The 20,229-nt window shown below is 52.5% G+C and carries 17 protein-coding genes; 7 read left to right on the top strand and 10 right to left on the bottom strand.

The genetic code is table 11. The features are described 5' to 3' along the window. Positions 1-40 precede the first annotated feature (40 nt). Complete coding sequence (locus tag G8S19_RS17215) at positions 41-1,237, bottom strand: multidrug efflux MFS transporter (RefSeq protein ID WP_048212465.1); 1,197 nt, start codon at positions 1,235-1,237, stop codon at positions 41-43. A gap of 301 nt (positions 1,238-1,538) precedes the next feature. Between G8S19_RS17215 and ddlA the strand changes: the two genes are divergently transcribed. Continuing rightward, positions 1,539-2,633 (top strand): D-alanine--D-alanine ligase, encoded by a 1,095-nt coding sequence (gene ddlA / locus G8S19_RS17220; protein ID WP_048212466.1) that lies wholly within the window; start codon positions 1,539-1,541, stop codon positions 2,631-2,633. Positions 2,634-2,655: 22 nt separating this feature from the next. Here ddlA and G8S19_RS17225 read toward each other — a convergent pair whose 3' ends face one another. Then, positions 2,656-2,877: a DUF2754 domain-containing protein gene (locus tag G8S19_RS17225; RefSeq protein ID WP_005120949.1), complete on the bottom strand. Its 222-nt coding sequence runs from the start codon at positions 2,875-2,877 to the stop codon at positions 2,656-2,658. Between the two features lie 263 nt (positions 2,878-3,140). On the opposite strand from G8S19_RS17225, the gene G8S19_RS17230 reads away from it, so the two are divergent. Continuing rightward, complete coding sequence (locus tag G8S19_RS17230; protein WP_101741822.1) at positions 3,141-3,464, top strand: YaiY family protein; 324 nt, start codon at positions 3,141-3,143, stop codon at positions 3,462-3,464. Here G8S19_RS17230 and G8S19_RS17235 read toward each other — a convergent pair. Beyond that, entirely contained in the window at positions 3,449-4,552 is a 1,104-nt protein-coding gene (locus tag G8S19_RS17235; protein ID WP_048212468.1) for a DUF1615 domain-containing protein, read from the bottom strand. The two genes, G8S19_RS17230 and G8S19_RS17235, sit on opposite strands and share 16 nt — an antisense overlap. Positions 4,553-4,566: 14 nt before the next feature. After that, positions 4,567-5,787: a peptide antibiotic transporter SbmA gene (gene sbmA / locus G8S19_RS17240; RefSeq protein WP_040232769.1), complete on the bottom strand. Its 1,221-nt coding sequence runs from the start codon at positions 5,785-5,787 to the stop codon at positions 4,567-4,569. Positions 5,788-6,168: 381 nt separating this feature from the next. On the opposite strand from sbmA, the gene ampH reads away from it, so the two are divergent. Further along, positions 6,169-7,326, top strand: coding sequence for a D-alanyl-D-alanine-carboxypeptidase/endopeptidase AmpH (ampH, locus tag G8S19_RS17245; RefSeq protein ID WP_101741824.1), 1,158 nt, complete (start codon positions 6,169-6,171; stop codon positions 7,324-7,326). A 1-nt stretch (position 7,327) separates the two neighbouring features. On the opposite strand, the gene iprA is transcribed toward ampH, so the two are convergent. Both iprA and G8S19_RS17255 read right to left on the bottom strand, forming a co-directional pair. Continuing rightward, positions 7,328-7,951, bottom strand: a complete 624-nt coding sequence (gene iprA / locus G8S19_RS17250) for a hydrogen peroxide resistance inhibitor IprA (RefSeq protein WP_048212470.1) — start codon at positions 7,949-7,951, stop codon at positions 7,328-7,330. Between the two features lie 87 nt (positions 7,952-8,038). After that, the gene (locus G8S19_RS17255) at positions 8,039-10,921 is read right to left on the bottom strand and encodes an autotransporter outer membrane beta-barrel domain-containing protein (RefSeq protein WP_101742659.1); all 2,883 of its coding nucleotides are present in this window, start codon (positions 10,919-10,921) and stop codon (positions 8,039-8,041) included. 489 nt (positions 10,922-11,410) lie between these two features. On the opposite strand from G8S19_RS17255, the gene hemB reads away from it, so the two are divergent. Together hemB and G8S19_RS17265 are read left to right on the top strand one after the other, a co-directional pair. Further along, on the top strand, positions 11,411-12,385 hold the full coding sequence (hemB, locus tag G8S19_RS17260; protein ID WP_253685592.1) for a porphobilinogen synthase: 975 nt from the start codon (positions 11,411-11,413) through the stop codon (positions 12,383-12,385). Positions 12,386-12,497: 112 nt separating this feature from the next. Beyond that, positions 12,498-14,204 carry a lysophospholipid acyltransferase family protein gene (locus G8S19_RS17265; RefSeq protein ID WP_061067398.1) on the top strand — a complete coding sequence of 569 codons (1,707 nt, stop codon included), beginning with the start codon at positions 12,498-12,500 and terminating at the stop codon, positions 14,202-14,204. A gap of 86 nt (positions 14,205-14,290) precedes the next feature. Here the strand turns inward: G8S19_RS17265 and tauD are convergent, their stop codons facing one another. The 4 genes from tauD to tauA are packed head-to-tail and all read right to left on the bottom strand — an operon-like array spanning position 14,291 to position 17,705. Next, positions 14,291-15,142, bottom strand: coding sequence for a taurine dioxygenase (tauD, locus tag G8S19_RS17270; protein WP_048212474.1), 852 nt, complete (start codon positions 15,140-15,142; stop codon positions 14,291-14,293). Then, positions 15,139-15,966 carry a taurine ABC transporter permease TauC gene (tauC, locus tag G8S19_RS17275; RefSeq protein WP_199944950.1) on the bottom strand — a complete coding sequence of 276 codons (828 nt, stop codon included), beginning with the start codon at positions 15,964-15,966 and terminating at the stop codon, positions 15,139-15,141. The genes tauD and tauC overlap by 4 nt, the downstream gene beginning before the upstream one ends. Beyond that, positions 15,963-16,730 carry a taurine ABC transporter ATP-binding subunit gene (gene tauB / locus G8S19_RS17280; protein WP_253685594.1) on the bottom strand — a complete coding sequence of 256 codons (768 nt, stop codon included), beginning with the start codon at positions 16,728-16,730 and terminating at the stop codon, positions 15,963-15,965. Before tauB ends, tauC begins: the two co-directional genes overlap by 4 nt. Before the next feature lie 12 nt (positions 16,731-16,742). Then, entirely contained in the window at positions 16,743-17,705 is a 963-nt protein-coding gene (gene tauA, locus G8S19_RS17285) for a taurine ABC transporter substrate-binding protein (protein WP_101742679.1), read from the bottom strand. 329 nt (positions 17,706-18,034) lie between these two features. Between tauA and G8S19_RS17290 the strand changes: the two genes are divergently transcribed. Together G8S19_RS17290 and G8S19_RS17295 are read left to right on the top strand one after the other, a co-directional pair. Further along, positions 18,035-18,664, top strand: coding sequence for a response regulator transcription factor (locus G8S19_RS17290; protein ID WP_005125019.1), 630 nt, complete (start codon positions 18,035-18,037; stop codon positions 18,662-18,664). After that, positions 18,664-20,205, top strand: coding sequence for an MASE1 domain-containing protein (locus G8S19_RS17295; RefSeq protein WP_253685596.1), 1,542 nt, complete (start codon positions 18,664-18,666; stop codon positions 20,203-20,205). The genes G8S19_RS17290 and G8S19_RS17295 overlap by 1 nt, the downstream gene beginning before the upstream one ends. Positions 20,206-20,229 lie beyond the last annotated feature (24 nt).

Genomic DNA, 20,229 nt, shown 5'->3' on the forward strand with positions numbered 1-20,229 from the left:
GGATTAACAACGCTGGCAACCCGCGTTGTTAATCCGCCATTCAGCGAGCGAGACGCCGGCGTCGCAACGCGATAGCCAGTTGCCAGATATTAATAAGCACAATGCTCGCGGTAGCGATAAAGACCCAGCGGAAACCCGCCATGGCCGATACGGTTGCCCCCATCAAGGGTCCAGCGACGTTGCCAAGATACATAAACGACTGGTTATACCCAAAGATGCGCCCGGTAATCTGCTCGCTGGAGTATTTCACTAATAGCGTTTGCACCGCAGGCAGCATTGCACCGTCGGCAAAGCCAAGCAGAAAACGTAGAACTCCCAACTGCAACGGCGTGGTAACCCACGACATAGCGAAAAACAGCACCACGGCGAAGATGAGCGTTGCCATTAGAATCCGTTCAGTACCAATTCTGTCGCCCAACTTTCCAAGACGTGGCGCTGAAATCAAAGCGGATATGCCGGGAACCGAGGCAATCAGGCCGCTGAGAAAGGCAATATTTGAGCTATCTGGCACCATCGATTTGATAAACAGCGCCAGAATGGGGCCAATTGAGCCGTTACACAGTTGAATCACCATGGTGGTAAAAAACAGGCTAATGACCAGCGCGGGATACGGTAACGAAGCAAAAACAGCTTTCCCGCTTAAACGCTCGCTTTTTTTAATCACTGGTCGGACACCCTCTTTAATTAAGAACAGTGTGACCAAAAAACTCACCACCAACAGCGCGGCGGTAATACAAAATACCGCACGTAAACCAACATGGTCGGCAATAAAACCGCCCATCAGCGGCCCGCCAATCACTCCACTAATTTGCGCCGTTGAGAGCGTGCTCAACGCCCAACCACTGCGTTCGCGCGGGACTTGCGACGCCACCAATGCCATCGCATTAGGAATGTATCCCGACGTTAACCCCATCACCCCGCGCAGCAGAAAAAGCTGCCAGACGTTAGTGGCAAATGCCTGCAGCAAAATGGCAATTGCCATACCCAGTGAGGCCCGTAACAGCATCAGCTTACGCCCTTTACGGTCAGCTAAACTGCCCCACATCGGTGAAACAATGGCAGAAATAAGAAACGTGACGCTAAACGTTAACCCGGACCACATTGAGAGCGCTTCGTGCGAGGTTACTCCCAGTTGGGAGATATAGAGCGGTAGAAAAGGCAGGATTTGGCTGATCGCCAGTCCGGTGAAAAAGCAACCGAACCACACGGAAATAAGGTTAACTCTCCAGGATTCCATAAGGACTCATAACGGTAAGTAGCTGAAAACTGCGAGCAGCTTAACAAATTACGCCTTCAAACGAGGGTCCAGAGGTGCGATGTTTCACAGTTTAGTATTTTATCTCCCCGCTCATCATATTTGTGATATTCATCACATCAAATCCACATTATATACAGGGAATTATGCTTCTAACATGCCCTGTGGGTTTGTGCGTATTCATTCCCGGGGAATCCACCAAAACAATCTGCCAGAAGCCGAGGAATCCTGCGTTTTGTCGTGGTAATGTATGTGCTTTGCATTCAAGGAATGGGTTTTTAAGATGGCAAAGTTGCGGGTAGGAATCGTATTTGGTGGTAAATCAGCGGAACATGAAGTGTCATTGCAATCGGCAAAAAATATTGTCGATGCCATCGACAAAACTCGCTTTGACGTTGTGCTGTTAGGTATTGATAAACAAGGGCAGTGGCACGTGAGCGATGCCAGTAACTATCTGCTCAATTCAAACGATCCGGCACATATTGCACTGCGTCCCTCCGCGACCAGTCTGGCGCAGGTGCCGGGTAAACAAGAACATCAGTTGATCGATGCGCAAAATGGTCAGCCGCTGCCAACGGTCGATGTTATTTTCCCAATTGTGCACGGCACGCTGGGTGAAGATGGTTCACTGCAAGGCATGCTGCGCGTGGCGAATTTACCGTTCGTCGGTTCAGATGTGCTGGGCTCTGCAGCCTGCATGGATAAAGACGTCACCAAACGTCTGCTGCGCGATGCCGGATTAAACATCGCGCCATTTATTACGCTAACTCGCGCCAATCGCAACAGCATCAGCTTTGCCGAGGTCGAGTCCCGCCTGGGCCTGCCGCTGTTTGTGAAACCGGCCAACCAGGGGTCGTCCGTTGGCGTCAGTAAAGTGACCAGTGAAGCACAGTACAACCAGGCCATCGCGCTGGCATTTGAATTCGATCATAAAGTTGTGGTCGAGCAAGGGATCAAAGGTCGCGAAATAGAATGCGCGGTGCTGGGCAACGATCATCCGCAGGCCAGTACCTGTGGCGAGATCGTGCTGAACAGTGATTTTTACGCGTACGATACCAAATATATTGACGATAACGGGGCCAAAGTCGTGGTTCCGGCGGCGATTGCCCCAGAAATTAACGACAAGATCCGTGAGATCGCTATTCAGGCTTACCAGACGCTGGGTTGCGCCGGGATGGCGCGGGTGGATGTGTTCCTGACCGCAGAGAATGACGTGGTGATCAACGAGATCAACACGCTGCCGGGCTTTACCAACATCAGTATGTATCCCAAACTGTGGCAGGCCAGCGGCTTAAGCTATACCGATCTGATCACACGTCTGATCGAGCTGGCGCTGGAGCGCCACGCTGCCGATAGCGCGCTGAAAACCAGCATGTAAAAGCAGACAGGATGCCCGATAACTATTGGGCATCCTTGACATCTTCATCCTCATCGGCGCGGCGGCGAATAATAAGTCCCGCTAGCCAAAAGCTAATCACCCACGTAACCAGCCCCACCGCATAGGTTTGCCATCCTTTCGCTTCAAAACCCAATAATCCCACCACGCCATTCAGAATAAAGATCAGCCCAATGGCAAACGCGTAATAATGCCAGTCGCGGCGAATTTTTACAGGCAGGTTCATAACAGCTCCGGTGGAAGTTCAGCGTTGAACAGCATCCTCGCACATTTCCCTGCGGGCGTCTGTGTCCTGTGCGGAAATTCTTAAATGTGAATCAATTTAACTTAAGGTTACATATTTGTGACGTTCAACAAAAAACCAAAATCCAGGAATAATCTCTACCTGAAATTACCATCATTCTGATATTGACAATCCCGATCACCTGTCAGACTCACTGTCAGTTACTGGTATGGCATCGACAACGCAGGATATCTCTGGAGGTCCCTATGGCTGATTTTACGCTCTCAAAATCCCTGTTTAAGGGCAAGCATCGAGATACCTCCTCTCTGCCCGGAAACATTGCGTATGCCGTTTTTGTGCTGTTTTGCTTCTGGGCCGGGGCTCAGGTTTTAAATCTGTTAGCCCATGCGCCCGGTATCTATGAAGAACTGATGCAGCTACAGATGCAAGAGACCGGACGCCCACGCGTTGAAATTGGCTTAGGCGTCGGCACCCTGTTTGGACTGATTCCCTTCCTCACAGGCAGCCTTATCCTTGGCGTCATCGCGGCGGTGGTGCGCTGGCGCCATCGTCATCACAACGATGACTGACCCATACACTTCGCCCGACGATCGTCCACGCGTTTAGCAAACCATGCCGTGGTCAAATTACGCGTAATCTTCGGGCTTTCCAGTTGAATACCTGGCAGCATTTCCCGTGGTAACGTTTTTCCTGCCTTCGCTTCCGCCAGCTTATACATCTTCTCGTACAGCGCAGTCTCCTCGAAGGCCAGGCTGTCGCCTTTTTGCAACTGACGATGGATATCGCTCTCACTCATCCCCAGCTTCCCGGCAAGCTTGCGTACCGCCAACTCCGTTTTACCCGGTTCTTTGCTGTTGTAGAGAATCAAATCCCCATCCAGCGCCAGCTTCACACCACTGGCTTTGCTGACGGCATTCTGAAACGCCGCATTACGGCTGGCATACCATCCCGCATTAAAATCCGCGAAACGGAAGACAGGCGCGCTATAGTTCGCCGGGTAATTCAGCAAGTGATACGTGCCGAACCAGAGTCCGCCGCGCAGGGTAAAGACTTCCTGACGTACCGTTCCTTCCATTTTCCACGGATACCCGGAAGTATGCTGTTCGGCAAACGCAATGCTGACCTGCATCGGCCCCCCGGTATGCACCGGGTTGAGCGAACCAAACAACGTCTGTCCCATCGGCACCATATTGATGAAATCATCAAAAATGGCGCTAAGCTGCTTTTCCGTCTTCACTGAATCCAGACGCTCGCTGTAGCTTTTCCCATTTGGCGAGTTAATCTTCAGTGCGGTATGAACCAAAAACACCGGGATATGCATACGCTCGGCGCGACGGTCAATCTCTTTCCAGGCTATTTTGCTTAAATTCGGGACAACCGGATCGGCCTGATAGTTGGACTCCTGCTGTGCCACGGCCAGCACCGAACAGATATTTTCAACCGTCGGCGCCAGCTTCTGGCTTTCAAACGTTTTCGCCAGGTCCTGCGCCCACGCGTCCCGGTCTTTCACACTGGCAGGCATTTTTTGCCGCACCACGCTCGCCACATCGACAGCTTTCTCCCCTTTCTTTAATGGCTGCGCGGGTTGGCTACTACACCCCACCAGCACCAACGCCGCCAGACCAGACCAGGGGTAAAGACGGGAAACCGTCGGCATAACATCTCCTTTTGTTAGCTAAGCGTATGGGTAACAGCCTGAATTTCCTGACCATCCAGTTCACGTTCGAAGCTGCGCAGACGCTTATAGATAGACATCAGCTCAACCAGCGTTGTCCACGAATTAATCAAATACTGGAACGAGCCGCGTACCTGACCAAACACGTTGGTGATTTGCGTCATCAGACCGAGCGTAATCGTACCGGCAACAATCGATGGAAACAGCAGGAACAAGCCGAAAACGTTATCAACCTGCAGGTAAAGGATACGGGCGATATTGAAGTACATATAGTGAAAATAGAGGCGAAAGTAGTTTTGACGCACCGCGTGGAACAGCTCGCGAACCGTCGGCGGCGTCGCGCGATTACCATCATCTTCACCGTACACCAGCTCTTTACGGTACGCCGCTTCCACCCGCTGATTTTTGAACTCCAGCCCAGGCAGTTTGATCCCCACCACGGCCAGCAGCCCGGTCCCCATCAACGACCAGACAATCGCAGCAATCACCAGACCGTAAGGAATATGTCCAACAATCGGCAGATCCGGGACATGCGCAGAAAGCGTAACCAGTACCGGCAAGAAGGCAATCAGCGTCATAATCGCGTTAATAAAACTCACGCCCATGTCTTCCAGCGTGGAAGCGAAACGCATGGTGTCTTCCTGCACACGCTGCGCCGCACCTTCGATATGACGCAGATGCTGCCAGTGCGCCATATAATGTTCGTTCATCGCGGTACGCCAGCGGAAGACGTAATGACTGACGAAGAAGTTGTTCATCACGCCAATGACGACGGCTATCAGCGCAATCCCGAGAAAGATCCCCACTTCCTGATAGAACTGCTCAATTTTCACCTTATGCGGTGTGCTGAGTGCGGTTTGAATCAGGTCGTAGAACGGGGCATACCACGCATTGACGGCGACGCCGACTTCAACCAGAAACCAGGTGACGAAGATAATCAACGAGGTACCGAGTATCGACCAGTACTGCCAGCGGTGCGGACTGTAGATAAACCAGAACAGCGCAAACACGCCAACGCACAGAATGTAGTACGCATAAAAAATCAGATAATCCAGTGACCAGAATCGCGCCGCGCTAATCGGTACATCCCCCGATGCGCCGGTAATCTGTGCAACCCAGGCTCCCCCACCAGCCTGCCAAAATACAACAGCGACCAGTGCCCAAATAAATGCCGAAATAAAGAACGGCCCCGGCTTTGGGAAAAAAGACTTAAACATAGTGCTCTCCTGCTAACTTCTTATCGTTATGACGACTGCTGTGCATTTGCCACGGTGGTTTACCGCGGCAAGACGGCTTACGCCCAATAAACACAAGCTGAAACCGACAATTGTGACCAGAACCGGCGCACTTAGTTCGCTATCTGGTTTTGTAGAATTGTTTCTGCGGTTTTCACACCGACAGCGCTCCGGCATGTTCAGATTATTGCAGCGTGAGATCACAAAAGCGAACATCCACTCTCCGGGAAAAGCCCACGTTTACTCATCGTTACGTTTTTCCCACTATCATTGGCTGATAAGCGCTTTGCAATATGCCAACGAGTAGTATAAATACGCATACGCACGTCATCTTTTATTTCCTCTAACTCATGGACACCACCGTTGAAACGTAGTCTGCTTTTTTCTGCCGCGCTGTGTGCGGCGTCATTGACATCTGTCCAGGCGGCACAGCCTATAACCGATCCCGTCTTTGCCTCTGACATCGTCGACCGGTATGCCGATCATATTTTCTACGGCAGCGGCGCTACGGGGATGGCGCTTGTGGTGATTGATGGTAATCAGCGCGTGTTTCGTAGCTTTGGTGAAACGCGCCCCGGCAATAATGTTCACCCGCAGTTGGATTCCGTTATTCGCATCGCGTCGTTGACCAAATTAATGACCAGCGAAATGTTAGTAAAATTACTCGATCAGGGCACAGTAAAACTCAACGATCCATTGAGTAAATATGCACCACCAGGCGCACGCGTTCCGACATATCAGGGAACGCCTATCACGCTGGTGAATCTGGCGACGCACACCAGCGCACTGCCACGCGAGCAGCCTGGCGGCGCGGCAAAACGCCCGGTCTTTGTCTGGCCGACTCGCGAACAGCGCTGGAGCTATCTCTCTACCGCAACGCTAAAAGCCGCACCTGGCTCGCAGGCTTCCTATTCGAACCTGGCGTTTGACCTGCTGGCCGATGCGCTGGGAACCGCGTCCGGCAAACCTTATCCGCAGTTGTTTGAAGAGAAAATCACCCGACCGCTCGGGATGAAAGACACCACCTTTACCCCGTCCCCCGATCAGTGCGCACGCCTGATGGTCGCGGAAAAAGGCGCCAGCCCGTGTAACAATACGCTGGCGGCCATGGGCAGCGGCGGCGTCTATTCTACGCCCGGCGATATGATGCGCTGGATGCAACAGTATCTCTCCTCTGATTTTTATCATCGTAGCCAGCAGGCCGACCGGATGCAGACGCTGATTTATCAGCGTACGCAGTTAACCAAAGTGATAGGGATGGATGTTCCGGGCAGAGCCGATGCGCTAGGTTTGGGCTGGGTCTATATGGCGCCGAAGAATGGGCGTCCAGGAATTATTCAAAAAACCGGTGGCGGCGGTGGCTTCATTACTTATATGGCGATGATCCCACAGCAAAACATCGGGGCCTTTGTCGTGGTAACCCGCTCCCCGCTGACCCGCTTTACCAATATGAGCGACGGGATCAACAATCTGGTGAGCGAACTGAGCGGCAACAAACCGCAAGTGATCCCCGCCTCCTGATTCAATACTCAAAAGGCAAACGGTTAATACTCACCAGTTTGCCTTTATTCATTTCAATATATCCACCTTTACGCAATGCTGCGAGAACCTCAGCGACAACTGAGCGTGAAATTCGTGTACGTTGGTGAATATAGTTCATGACGCCGATACGCGAACGCAGAACCTCGTCCCATTTCGTCATGGAGATCAACGTCGCGCGAATCTGATCGTAGGAGTTGTTACCGATCAACTGCAGATCGCGCAATTCGAGCATGGCGTTTTGCCATGCCAGCCAGCAAAAAGCTTCCCGCCAAAGCTGGTATTGTTCAATGATATTAATTGTTTGTGAGGCAGGAAGATGATATCCCGTACAATTACTTTCGGTCATTAATCTGTATTGTACATCTGTTTTCATCACGCCATCAGAAAGGCCCATAATAAAAGGCGCCTGTGCAATCCCGACCAGCACGTTTTCCCCTCTACGCAGGGAAACAACACCACTTAAAATAATAAAAGTGTCATCACCATCTATATCATGGGAATATATAATTTGTTTTTTACTATCACATTCGAAATGTTCGCCATACTTAGACAAACATTTATCCAACATCCCAAATTCCACCAGCGGTTTATTTGTAGATAGCATGTGCGCACTCCTTGCAGTAAATGCCCGTCAAATCCGTGACGGGCATTATTACGAGTAAGTTACCTTATTTTCTCTGCAAAAAGGCTCTTACCAGGTATATTTAACACCTACATTTGCAGACCAGTCTTGATCGACATCACCTCCGCCGAGGTAGTTAGCATCGGTGTACGCACTGAAATTTTTGGTAAAGCTGAACTGAGTACCCAGTCCAACACGTACCGCAGAACCTTCTACGCCGTTGTCGATAGAGTCACCGTTTACGTCAGCATCGTTATTAGAATCGTCGTAAACGTAGGCCAGTTTGAAGTACGGGGTCAGCGCCTGGTCGTCGCTGTAGGCGAAGGTATAACCTGCATCTACACCCAGTTCATAACGCATGCTGTCATAAGACTGACCATCAACTTTCATGTCGTTACTCAGCTTATAGTCATCACCAGACTGGAACAGACCGGATACGCTACCGTAAGGCGTTACGTAGCCAGCATCACCCAGTTTCAGGTCATAACCCAGTTTCAAGCCAAAGCCCCAGGCATCAGCAGAGGTGCTGCCATCGACATACTGACCGTTGCTCATGTTAGCAGACAGATCGTTATTGAAGTGGGAGTAGCTTAAGTTACCGTCAACAAAGATGTTGTTGGCAAAGTGAGCAGAAGAGTAGATGTAGGCAGTCTGGCTGTCCTGATCCACCTGACCGGTACGGTCGCTCATATCACCTTTCGCGAAGCCTGCTGCTGCACCGACAATCCACTTGGCGTTGTTACCATCAATTTTTGAATCAACACCGACCATGATGCCGTTAACATCCTGATCGTAGTTGATGGTGCCGTTATCCGCATCGAAGCTACCACCGAAGTAGCTTACCCATGCGCCACCGTTATCAACCAGACCATGACGTGCGTTAGTCAGACGAGTACCAACGGTGTCTTGTTCCAGGTTCCAGATATTGGTGTTAGCAGACGGGATGCTCAGCGCCATGTTCGCGTAGTCGGTCAGCTCCATCTGCTGCAGAACAACGGTGTTACCCTGCTGCTGTGCCTGATAGGTGTAAGCACCCAAGTCAGCTTTGTTAGCTGCAGAGAAGGTTGCAGTGGTATTCACATCGTTAACGTAGATCAGCTCTTTGCCTTTGTAATCAGCAACAGAGCCAGCGCCGGTCGCGTTGTCGATACGCACTTTATAGTTACCGGTTGCAGCCGCAACGTTGTCAACAGAGCTGTTATCCGCTTCACCGCTCTGGTTAGTGGTCGTGGTATCAACGTTGTTAATATCGCCGTTACCGTTAACGGTCAGGTGACCGTCAGAGTTCATTGCGATAGTACCGTAACCATAGTTAGCCTGAGTGGTATCCCAGGTACGATCGTTCACCAGGTCGGCATTCAGGATATAGTCATTACTATTAATATCGAAGACACCAGAAACAACACGGTTGCCATTATCAACATAGTTGCCGCTGGTCAGCTCCAGAGTATCAGTAGTAAATACGCTCGCAGCATCAGTATTGCTGGTCTGCACATCCAGCACACCACCGTTAGTCACGGTAATAGTATTGGCATTCAGTGCATTATTGCTCCAATCACTGGCGACATCATCAGCTAAAGTTACGGTACTGAAGCTATTGATAGTTAAATGATCGGTACTAACTTGACCATCTTCGCCAATGTTCAGTGCAGAAGCATTGTTCAGCGCGATAGTGTCAGAGGTCAGTGCAACACCATTAGCAACATCAACCTTGGAGTTATCTGCCGTTAGGGTATCGATACGAGACTCTTTCGCAACATCCCACTCTGAACCGTTGTTCAGAACGACATCAAACACACCACTCTGGAACGATGCAGCACTGTCTACACGGCCCCAATTATCATAATGTGTTGCATCTGGATCCAAGCTATTCGCTGCTACGTCATAGAAGGAATATGGGCTAATTTGCTCGTAGTCGATCCATGCACCACCCACCCATTTGGAATTATTCAGCGTCAGCGTCAGGTGATCGACGTTCTGATCATCATCTGCCCAACCACCATGGGTATAGATATTGGAGTCAGTAGTGGTCGGATGGCCATCAGGATCAAAATCGACATTCCATGTACTGCTGAAATAAACATCACCCATCAACTGCGAGTTGTTGAAAGTAACGTTGTTTACCATACGGTAATCGGAAACACCATCATCAAACTCTAAGGCGTTGTCATTGCTGTGAGTATAAATGCCAGTTGTGCTGCCGTAATCACTTGGTTCAACGGAGTTACCGAAATGACCGCCCTGCTGTTCTTCTTCATTCCAGGAACCAGAAGTTACAGTAGAGTCATTAACGGTGATATTGTTATCCCACTGAGTCGCGCCAGTTGTATACGCAATATTCGTGGTGTCGTTCTGCTCCAGGGTAATACCCGCAACGCGAGAGTTGTTGCTGATATTAATGTTGCTTTCAACGTCCAACGTTACTGCAGTACCCAAGTTAGCAACGGAGTATTCGTAGTTGTCTGACTTGACGGTTTTGCCGTCAGCATCCAGATAGGTGTCAGTGAAATAAAAACCTTCATAGTCATCATCAATATTTGAGTGATTAATATTCAGAGTAAAGATATCACCATCAATCCAGTCGTGCGCTGTGGCAGCATCGCCGAAACCAGGAACCTGCTTTGACGTAATCATACCATGCACTGTGGAGTTATTAAGACTCACAGTATTTGCGGTACCTGCTACATAATCATCATAGTTCAGGTAATAGGTAGAAATTACGCCATTCACGGTGTCACCGGAGAAAACGGTGTCATAATAGCCGCTGTCAGTGGCAGACGTGTTATAAACATAACCGCCATATGTCAGATAATCAGAATCACTGTAAATTGATTCGGTGGTATCTACATAGCCAAAGGTATCATAAGTAGAAGCATTTGCCTGAGAAGTGATTGCCAGAGTGCAGGCTAATGCTAATTGTGAGACTACGAGTTTCTTTTTCCAAGTGTGCATTTGTCATCCCTCCTCAGGGACGTAATATAGTTGATCCATCAATTATCAATGCAAAGAAAACATTTTATGTTTCGCAGGGCCGATTATGCTGTTTCACAACGGAAAGGTTCAATTATTCTTTGCTCACTGTCCGAAATCGGACAACATCATGAATTAACCAGGTCTTAACAATAAAACAAAAACACAAATATTTTCAACAAGATATAAAACACACAACATCTAACGCATATAATTATCAAATAATCCACCCAATACTCAAACAAATAAAAAATAAATAGGCGAGAGTTATGTTACGTGATAAACAAATAAATCCATCAACATTTAAAATAATAAAAACAAAAACAAACAAAATAATGAATATAAATAAATTGCTCTAATGATTCAGCCTTTCGCCACGGGAAATCCAAATATAAAGCCAACTTTCGTAAACCACCCGCCCTCAGGTTCGGGTATACTACGGCCTTCGATTTCACAAACATCAGGCATACCATGACAGACCTAATCCAACGCCCTCGCCGCCTGCGCAAATCACCTGCGCTGCGCGCTATGTTTGAAGAGACAACACTGAGCTTAAATGACCTGGTGTTGCCGATCTTTGTTGAAGAAGAACTCGACGATTACAAAGCCATCGAGGCCATGCCTGGCGTGATGCGCATTCCAGAGAAGCATCTGGCACGCGAAATTGAACGCATTGCTAATGCAGGCATCCGCTCAGTCATGACCTTCGGTATTTCCCACCACACCGATGACACCGGCAGCGATGCATGGAAAGAAGACGGTCTGGTGGCGCGCATGTCGCGTATCTGTAAGCAGACCGTGCCGGAAATGATTGTCATGTCCGATACCTGCTTCTGTGAATACACCTCGCACGGTCACTGCGGCGTATTATGCGAGCACGGCGTGGATAACGATTTAACCCTGGCCAATCTTGGCAAGCAGGCGGTGGTTGCTGCCGCAGCGGGTGCTGACTTCATCGCGCCTTCCGCCGCGATGGACGGCCAGGTGCAGGCGATTCGCCAGGCGCTGGACGCCGCGGGCTTCACCGATACGGCGATCATGTCCTACTCCACCAAATTTGCTTCTTCTTTCTACGGCCCGTTCCGTGAAGCCGCAGGCACCGCGCTGAAAGGCGATCGTAAAACCTATCAGATGAACCCGATGAACCGTCGGGAAGCGATTCGCGAATCGCTGCTGGATGAAGCCCAGGGCGCAGACTGCCTGATGGTCAAACCGGCTGGCGCATACCTCGATATTCTGCGTGATATCCGCGAACGCACCGAGCTGCCGATTGGCGCTTATCAGGTCAGCGGTGAATACGCGATGATCAAATTCGCGGCGATGGCGGGTGCTGTAGATGAAGATAAAGTGGTGCTGGAAAGCTTAGGCTCGATCAAGCGCGCTGGCGCGGATCTGATTTTCAGCTACTTCGCACTCGATCTGGCTGAGAAAAAAATCCTGCGTTAATTCCTTTCAACGCCCCGCACTGCGGGGCGTTTTATCATAAAACGTCACAAAACCGCCATCTAACCGACACATCGCCCTTCTACTGTCACAAAAGGACAGAGGAGGAGCCGCTATGTTTAGTCTCGACAATGTCATCGACGACCTGTGGCCAGAGGCGAGGCCCGCCCCGTGGCAAAAAAAAGTGCTGAGAAAACTGTTACATGAAGAGGAATTCCAACAGTTTGCCGCTCGTCACCGCCATCTGAAAGGGTTAGATACCGTCGAACAGGTGCTGGAGCATCTCAACATTCACTGTCAAATTCCGGTCCGTAGTCTGGAACAAATTCCCGAACAAGGGCCGCTGGTTATCATCGCCAACCACCCTACCGGCACACTCGACGGCCTGGCCCTGCTGTACGCCGTTTCTCGCGTTCGCCGCGATGTTAAAGTCGTCACCAACCGCATGCTCACTCATCTCGAACCGCTCAGTTCGCTGTTTATTCCGGTGGATAATATCAATGGCCGCACCGCTAAAGCAGCGCTACAGCTGATGGATCGACAGTTGCAAAACGGCGGTGTGCTGATCTTCTTCCCGGCCGGTGAAGTTTCGCGCATAACCCGGCGCGGCATTCACGATAAAAAATGGCACTCCGGCTTTATTAAGCTCGCCGCCAAATACCGTGCACCGCTCTTACCTGCGTGGATTGAGGCACGCAACAGTACGCTGTTTTATGCCAGCGCACTGGTATCGCAAAACCTGCCGATGCTGTTGTTAATGCAGCAGATGTTTCGCCGCCGGAACAGCAACCTGCCGGTGACCATTGGCGAGCAAATTGCGTGGACGACATGGTGCAACCCGCAAACTACGCCGCGAGAAATGACAGACAAGTGCTACCGACACGTTCAGCTACTGGGAAAAGGACGGCCGGGCGTCTTTAAAACCGAAAGCGCGATCGCTCGCCCGGAACCCCGTGCCCTGCTCAAGCGCGAGCTACACCAGGCCGAGTGCCTGGGGCGTACAGCAGACGGTAAGGTTATCTATCTATGGCAGCGTAATGGTCAGGAAGAGGTTCCGTTGCTACGTGAGCTGGGCCGTCTGCGGGAAATCGCCTTCCGCGCGGTAGGCGAAGGTAGCGGCAAACGCCGCGACATCGACAGTTACGACGATGACTACCTGCATCTGATCCTGTGGGATGAAGACGATTTGGAGATCGTCGGTGCCTACCGCTTTATGCCAACCGCCCTACAGATGGAAAAGCGCGGGCTGGACGGCATTTACAGCTATAGCCTGTTTCATTACGACGAACGGATGGACGATATCCTCCAGCACGGCATTGAGCTGGGGCGCAGCTTTATTCAGCCACGCTACTGGGGACGCCGCGGCCTGGACTATCTGTGGTCCGGTATCGGCGCGTATCTGGCGCGCCATCCACACTATCGCTACCTGTTTGGCCCGGTTTCTATTTCTGGTGGGCTACCGCCCTCGGCCCGCGATTTGCTGGTTGCCTTTTATCGCCTGTGGTTTCCGGCAACACATCCGCTGGCGGAGTCACGCCGACCGTACCCGGCCTCGTTACCCGACGCACTGGCGCAGTTTGGCGGGGAAAATTACAGTGAAGACCTGACGCGGCTGAAGTCGCTGCTCGGCAACCTTGGTTGTGGTATTCCACCACTCTACAAGCAATATTCCGAAGTGTGCGAGCCAGGTGGCGTACAGTTTATCGACTTTGGCAGCGACCCGGACTTTAACAACTGCGTGGATGGTCTGGTACTGGTGGATTTAACGTATCTGAAGGCAAATCGCTACCAGCGGTATATCGGACCGCATTTAGGTTTGTAGACCGGATAAGGCGTTTACGCCGCCATCCGGCACGGTGCCGGATGGCGCTACGCTTATCCGGCCCACAATCGGCACCGGTCAGGAACTCACGACGCACGATAGAACGGCTTATCCCCTAAAATCGTGGCCCGATGCATAATGCGCCGCTGCGGCAGATAATCCGCATTGGCGTAATGTTGCGTCACACGGTTATCCCAAATCGCCACATCGTCAGGCTGCCAGCGCCAGCGCACCTGAAACTCTGGTTTAGTGACATGCGCAAACAGGAACCCGAGTAGCGCTTCGCTCTCTTTCTCCGTGACATCCACAATCCGCGTGGTAAATCCCTCGTTCACAAACAGCGCCTGTTTACCGCTTACCGGATGCGTGCGCACCACCGGATGCAGTAACGGGGGATGTTTGGCCACCGCGTCCAGCCAGCGCTGGTGCTCTTCTTCCGTCTTACGGTATTTGTACTCCTGGAACGATTTGCGGAAATCATGCTCTGCCCGCAGGCCGCTCAGCAACTGACGAAACGGTTCAGAGAGCGCTTCAAAAGCGGCAATCCCGCTGGTCCACAGGGTGTCGCCCCCGGTTGATGGCAGCTCTTTCGCCGCTAAAATCGCCCCGGCAGGCGGCGTGTCAATAAAGGTTACATCGGTGTGCCAGTTATCGTTATCTGGCGGATTATCGTTGTGAGTATCCAGCACGATAATCTCCTCCACGTCCTCGGCGTGCGGGTAGACCGGATGAATATGCAGATCGCCAAAACGTAGCGCCAGCGCACGCTGCTGTTGCGGCGTAATCACCTGCTCACGCAGAAACACCACCTGGTGACGCAGTACGGCGTGATAAAGCTGCTCAAACTGGTTATCGCTCAGCGGGCGCGCCAAATCCGCACCGGTGATTTGTGCGCCAATATACGGCCCCAGCGGGGTAATGCTCAGACGTTCACTCATTGTACTTCTCCATGCCAGGGCGTCAGACGACGTTGAAGCGCGCGTAGACCCAGTTCTAAAATAAAGGCGATAACGGCAATTACCGCGATCCCCGCCAGCACCACATCCGTTGCCAGAAATTCACCGGCGGACTGGACCATAAAACCCAAACCTCGCGTGGCGGCAATCAGCTCTGCGGCCACCAGCGTTGACCAGCCGACACCCAGCCCGATGCGCAGCCCGGTGAGTATTTCCGGCAATGCACCGGGTAAAATAACAAACCACAACACCTGCGCACGGCTGGCCCCTAGTGATTGTGCGGCGCGTACTCTTACCTGCTGCGCGCTGCGGACACCGGCCAGCGCCGACATCGCAACAGGCGCGAAAATCGCCAGGTAGATCAGCAAGATCTTGGAGGTTTCACCAATACCAAACCAGATCACCATCAGCGGTAAATAGGCCAGTGGCGGAACCGGACGGTATAATTCAATGATCGGATCGAGAATGCCGCGCATCGTCGGGCTCAGGCCCATCGCGATCCCAACCGGGACGCCCAGCAGCACGGCGGCCAGCAGGGCGATAACAATTCGCGCCAGGCTCGCTGCCAAATGTTGCCACAGCGTGGCATCCATAAATCCCTGTGGCCCGGCAATAACGAGCAGTTTTTGCAAAACCTGCCCTGGCGGCGGCAAAAACAGCGGGCTGATTAATTGCAGCGCTGCCACCGTCCACCACACCGCCAGAATGACGGCCAGCGTACCAAGGCTTAACGTTATCTGACGTGAAAACGGCCAGCGCCAGTTCAGCGTGCGCTGTCGCGGTTTATCATTAATCACCACGCTCATGAAAATGCCTCCCGTTGCGCAAAGACGCGGCTTAACACGTACTCGCGCATGGCAATAAACTGCGGATCGGACTTAATACTGCGGCTCGCTTCCCCGGCCACAAAGCGCCGGGCGAAATTCAGCGGCAGACGCTCCAGTACCCGGCCCGGGCCTGGCGACAGCAATACCAGCTCTGTCGCCATAAACACCGCTTCTTCAATATCGTGCGTAATCAACAGCACCTGTTTACCCGTCTCATGCCACAACTTCAGCAGCAGAGTTTGCATCTGCTCGCGGGTAAACGCGTCGAGCGCACCAAACGGTTCATCGAGCAGCAGGAGCTGTGGATTGGCCGCCAGCGCCCGGGCAATACCAACACGCTGGCGCTGGCCGCCAGAAAGCTGCCAGATAAAACGTTTTCCTGCACCGTCCAACCCTACTTTCTGCAACATCTCCTGGGCGATACGCTGACGCTGCACTTTCTCTACCCCTGCCAGTTGCAGACCAAAGGCCACATTATCCTGCACGTTACGCCAGGGCAGCAGACCTTCGTTCTGGAATACCACCCCGCGTTCCGCGCCCGGACCTTCCACCTTCTTACCTGACAGCGTAATGCTGCCGTGCTGATACGGCACAAACCCGGCAATCAGATTTAGCAGCGTGGTTTTGCCGCAGCCGGAAGGCCCGAGTACCACCAGCAGTTCGCCGCTATCAAGCGTCAGGTTGATATCATCCAGCACCGGTTTTCCACCGTAGCTGGCTGCGAGGTGAGAGATTTGCAGCATCAGCGCCTCCTTTTATTGCACGAAGCGATCGGTAACGTACTGGCTGTAATCTGTCGCGACGGCGGGGACTTTGCCCTGCTCTTTGAGGAACTGCGCGGTGTCGATAATCGCTTTGTTCACCGGTCCGGTCAGTTCGGCAGTCTGCTGTTGCGGCGTCAGGTAAGTGTTACCTTTCACCAGTCCCGGCACATCCGCTTCCGGCACGCCGCTTAAACGCGACAATTTGCTGATATTCTCCGGCTGCTTCAGCCACTCATCGGGATTAGCGATATAAGGTTGCTGCGCATCAATCGCGCTTTTGGCAAAGGCTTTCACCACCTCAGGATGCTTCTCGGCAAAATCTTTGCGCACCACCCACACGTCCAGCGTCGGTGCGCCCCACTCGCCAACCTGCGATGAGTCGGTTAACACCTTGCCGTCTTTTTCCAGTGCATTGACCGCAGGAGCCCAGACGTACGCGCCGTCAATATCCCCGCGCTGCCATGCGGCAATAATCGCCGGCGGCTGCAGGTTCACAATCTCCACCTGACCGGGCTTGATGCCCCAGTGTTTTAGCGCCGCCAACAGGCTGTAATGGGTAGTGGAGATAAACGGCACCGCAACGCGTTTACCCACTAAATCTTGCGGTTTACTGATATTTTTCTTCACCACCAGCGCTTCAGAATTGCCAAGTTTTGATGCCAGCAGGAAAACCTCAATCGGCACCTGCTGACTGACAGCGACCGCCAGCGGGCTGGAGCCGAGATTGCCAATCTGCACATCGCCGGAAGCCAGCGCACGCACGATGCTCGCGCCGCTGTCGAATTTGCGCCAGTCAACGGTGGCCCCGCTCTCTTTAGCAAAGGTGTTATCCGCCTGCGCCACTTTGGCCGGTTCAGCGGAGGTCTGATAGGCGACGGTGACGTTCACCGCCTGGGCCTGAAATGCGATGAATGCCAGTGCACCGAGAAGTGCGTTACGCGATGAAATAGCCATGATTGTCTGCTCTCCTGTCTTGTTATGGAGGCAGTATTTCGTTGCGGCACAATTTGATAAAGGAATTAAAAATTCTGGCTAAGAACAAAGCGTTTTTAGAAAAAAAGCGGCAATGGTTAGCAATTTCGCTCATTACAGAACGTAGGCCTGATAAGCGCAGCGCCATCAGGCACTGTTGCCGGATGGCGGCGCAAGCGCCTTATCCGGCCTACAACACCCGGCAAATTATTGCAATTTTGTTACATTCGTTACATAACTGCGTCTGGATGATTGCCAGCGTGGCGCTGGCAGGCATCATAGATATTCTTGTCAGGCAAAAGAGCAATATCATGATTCATGTTGTGCTGGTGGACGACCATGTGGTGGTGCGTTCCGGTTTTGCGCAATTACTCGGTCTCGAAGAGGATCTCGCCGTTATCGGCCAGTACAGCAGCGCGGCAGAGGCCTGGCCGGCATTACTGCGCGAGGACGTCAATGTTGCAGTCATGGATATCGCCATGCCGGATGAAAATGGTCTGAGTCTGCTAAAACGTCTGCGGGCGCAAAAACCCGGCTTTCGCGCCATTATTCTCAGTATTTATGACGCGCCGACGTTTGTACAAAGCGCGCTGGATGCCGGGGCCAGTGGCTACCTGACCAAACGCTGCGGACCAGAGGAACTGGTGCAGGCAGTACGATCGGTCGGTATGGGCGGGCATTACCTGTGCGCCGATGCGCTGCGGGCGCTACGCGGCGGCGAACAGCCCGCACAGGTACTGGAAGTACTGACCCCACGCGAGCGCGAAGTGTTTGAGCTGTTGGTCAAAGGCGACAGCGTAAAAGAGATCGCCTTCAAGCTCGACCTCAGCCATAAAACGGTCCACGTCCACCGCGCGAATGTACTGGGCAAGCTGCAATGCCACAGCACCATCGATCTGGTGCATTTTGCCCTCGACCACCAGTTGCTGACGGGGCATTAATGTCGCGTAACCTTCGTCATTGGGTTATTTCTCTGTTTATTCTGCTGGCCTGGGGTTCGGGCTGGCTAATGCTGTGGACGTTAGGTTTTTACCTGACCCACAATGGTCAGCAGGCGGCATTATTTCTGCCGCATGGCGTGTATCTCGCGCTATTGATCCTGCTGTCTCGCCGCTACTGGCCCGCGCTGGTATTGCCGCCGGTATTGATCCTGTTCTGGCTGCACAACGAACAGTTACTCAACGGTTATCTTCTGCTGGCCGCACCGCTGATAAGCCTGATACCGGCCAGTATCGGTCAGTCATACTGGCACCGCTTCCCGCTTTACTGGCAGCGCTTAACGCTGCTGCTGGCCGCGGTGACGATCACTTCATTGCTCAATACCGCCCTGCTTTCACCGTTTATCCAAAGCCCGGCGATGTTGATTGGGCTGGCATCGTTTACCGGCGGCGTGCTGCTCACCCCGTTTGTCTATCTGATCTATGAATTTCTGCGCCAGCAGCACCGCTATCATTTGCTCGGATTGGATACCACCAATCCCCCGCTGCGCACCTCACTTATCATCTGGTGCAGCCTGTTTTTTATTATTGGCATCGGCACCCAGATGGTGCTGTCGCCGGAGATCGAGCGCCTGCTGCTGATCGTGGTGTTCTTACCGAACGTGGTGATGGCGTGGAAATTTGGCTGGCAGGGCGGCGTGTTGTCCGGATTGCTCGGCAGTATGATGATCACCATCGCCCGGCAAATCGGCGTCGGGTTCAGTAATTTACTGGAGCTGGAGATTTTCCTCGCCACCCAGGCGCTGCTCGGCATAGGGCTGGGGATCGCCATCAGCCGCCAGCAGCATCTGGCGCAAAACCTGCACCATTATCGCCAGCGTCTGGAAAGCGAACTGGCGGCGCGACGCGCGCTGACCGAACAACTGATCCGCACGGAAGAAAACACGCGCAAAAACCTGGCTAGGGAACTGCATGATGAAATTGGTCAGAACATCACCGCCATTCAAATTCAGTCTCAACTGGTTAAACGTTCGCAGGGTCCTGAGCAAACGCTCGACGCGGCAAATCAGATCAACGATCTTGCCCGGCGTATCCACCACTCGACCCGCCAGCTACTGCGCCAGCTACGCCCACCCGCGCTTGACGAGCTGTCTTTTAAAGATGCGCTGCACCATCTGGTGAATGAATTTGCCTTTGCCGAACGTGGTATTCACTGCCGGTTTGATTACCGGCTGGCAAATACGCCTGAAAATGAAACGGTGCGCTTTACGCTGTACCGTCTGTTGCAGGAATTGCTCAATAACGTCTGCAAACATGCCGATGCCAGCGAGGTGTCGATTGCGCTGCGCCAACGGGATCACTGCCTGGTGCTGGAAGTCACGGACAACGGCGTGGGCATTCTGCCGGAAAAAATTCCCGGTTTCGGTATCCAGGGAATGCGTGAGCGGGTCAGCGCGCTCGGCGGCGAGCTGACGCTCGAATCAAACGGCGGCACGCGGGTAATTGTTAACCTGCCCACAAATTTGCAACAAATCAGCCACTAACCAGGAAAAAGTCTTAGCCACTCT

This window comes from Citrobacter sp. SX206, from assembly GCF_024181025.1.
Classification (GTDB): Bacteria; Pseudomonadota; Gammaproteobacteria; order Enterobacterales; family Enterobacteriaceae; genus Citrobacter; species Citrobacter youngae.

Bases quoted from the DNA above. Each gene is read 5' to 3' on its own strand.
- G8S19_RS17215 (WP_048212465.1), bottom strand. From the start codon at position 1,237: ATGGAATCCTGGAGAGTTAACCTTATTTCCGTGTGGTTCGGTTGCTTT.
- ddlA (WP_048212466.1), top strand. From the start codon at position 1,539: ATGGCAAAGTTGCGGGTAGGAATCGTATTTGGTGGTAAATCAGCGGAA.
- G8S19_RS17225 (WP_005120949.1), bottom strand. From the start codon at position 2,877: ATGAACCTGCCTGTAAAAATTCGCCGCGACTGGCATTATTACGCGTTT.
- G8S19_RS17230 (WP_101741822.1), top strand. From the start codon at position 3,141: ATGGCTGATTTTACGCTCTCAAAATCCCTGTTTAAGGGCAAGCATCGA.
- G8S19_RS17235 (WP_048212468.1), bottom strand. From the start codon at position 4,552: ATGCCGACGGTTTCCCGTCTTTACCCCTGGTCTGGTCTGGCGGCGTTG.
- sbmA (WP_040232769.1), bottom strand. From the start codon at position 5,787: ATGTTTAAGTCTTTTTTCCCAAAGCCGGGGCCGTTCTTTATTTCGGCA.
- iprA (WP_048212470.1), bottom strand. From the start codon at position 7,951: ATGCTATCTACAAATAAACCGCTGGTGGAATTTGGGATGTTGGATAAA.
- G8S19_RS17255 (WP_101742659.1), bottom strand. From the start codon at position 10,921: ATGCACACTTGGAAAAAGAAACTCGTAGTCTCACAATTAGCATTAGCC.
- hemB (WP_253685592.1), top strand. From the start codon at position 11,411: ATGACAGACCTAATCCAACGCCCTCGCCGCCTGCGCAAATCACCTGCG.
- G8S19_RS17265 (WP_061067398.1), top strand. From the start codon at position 12,498: ATGTTTAGTCTCGACAATGTCATCGACGACCTGTGGCCAGAGGCGAGG.
- tauD (WP_048212474.1), bottom strand. From the start codon at position 15,142: ATGAGTGAACGTCTGAGCATTACCCCGCTGGGGCCGTATATTGGCGCA.
- tauC (WP_199944950.1), bottom strand. From the start codon at position 15,966: ATGAGCGTGGTGATTAATGATAAACCGCGACAGCGCACGCTGAACTGG.
- tauB (WP_253685594.1), bottom strand. From the start codon at position 16,730: ATGCTGCAAATCTCTCACCTCGCAGCCAGCTACGGTGGAAAACCGGTG.
- tauA (WP_101742679.1), bottom strand. From the start codon at position 17,705: ATGGCTATTTCATCGCGTAACGCACTTCTCGGTGCACTGGCATTCATC.
- G8S19_RS17290 (WP_005125019.1), top strand. From the start codon at position 18,035: ATGATTCATGTTGTGCTGGTGGACGACCATGTGGTGGTGCGTTCCGGT.
- G8S19_RS17295 (WP_253685596.1), top strand. From the start codon at position 18,664: ATGTCGCGTAACCTTCGTCATTGGGTTATTTCTCTGTTTATTCTGCTG.